General features: G+C 62.9%; 1 protein-coding gene. It reads right to left on the reverse strand.

The genetic code is table 11. The annotated features are described in order from the left end of the window. On the reverse strand, nt 1-343 hold a 343-nt coding region (locus tag U9977_RS23330), incomplete at its 3' end, for a transposase (protein WP_322751429.1). Between the last annotated feature and the right edge of the window lie 458 nt (nt 344-801).

Below are 801 nucleotides of genomic sequence, written 5' to 3' on the forward strand. Positions count from 1 at the left end.
GACGTTGGACGCCCGCTGATGCGCGTCCTTTCTTCATGAATCCCGTCTCGTTCAAGACGAGCACTCCGTCGGGCTCGAACAGGTGGTCGATGACATACGATCGGATGACGTTACGTACGCCGTCGGCGTCCCAGGCGTATTCATTCAGCAAGCGCTGCATCTTCTGCGGCCCCCGGTCCTTGGCGTGCTCGGCGAGCGTCCACCCGTTCTTACGCTCGTTCCTCGACAACAGTCCGTCCAGGTAGGCCCACGCCTGCACTCTCGGCTGGTCACCGGGAAAACAGTGCGCGACACGGCCGAACAGCTCTGCAAGCCCGGCCTCCCATTCCGTGACGTTGTCCAGGGTTACGCTGTCAGTCGCGGCCACCGCGTCTTCCTCGTTTTTCTTCACAGAGCCGAGAAATCACGCGGTGGCCGCCCGCGCATCGCGCCACGCCGACGAGCCGGAAAGAGACCACACGGCGATCACTGTGGCTGTAGTACTAGGGCGAGGCGGGCACGAAATCTCCTCCAGGCAAGTAGAGGAGGCCATGGCGGCGACTCCAGAATGGGGGTAGGAGATAGTTGGCAGCTATCAGGACGCTTCGGGAAATCCTTGGCCTGACGAGGCTCTCGTTCACGGCCTTGTCGCTGACCCTTGGCCGCTTCTGACGGCTTCAGATGTCGTGGTCGGACCATGCGGGCGAGGGAACGGTCGCGGAGGTGGCCGCTGCGCGACGGCCATTTATCGCGCTTCCCCAGTCACGTCCGTTCGCCGAGCAGGCTGCCCAGGCTCAGGTACTACGCGAGTATCGACTACTG

This window comes from Protofrankia sp. Cas8, assembly GCF_963555845.1.
Lineage (GTDB): Bacteria > Actinomycetota > Actinomycetes > Frankiales > Frankiaceae > Protofrankia.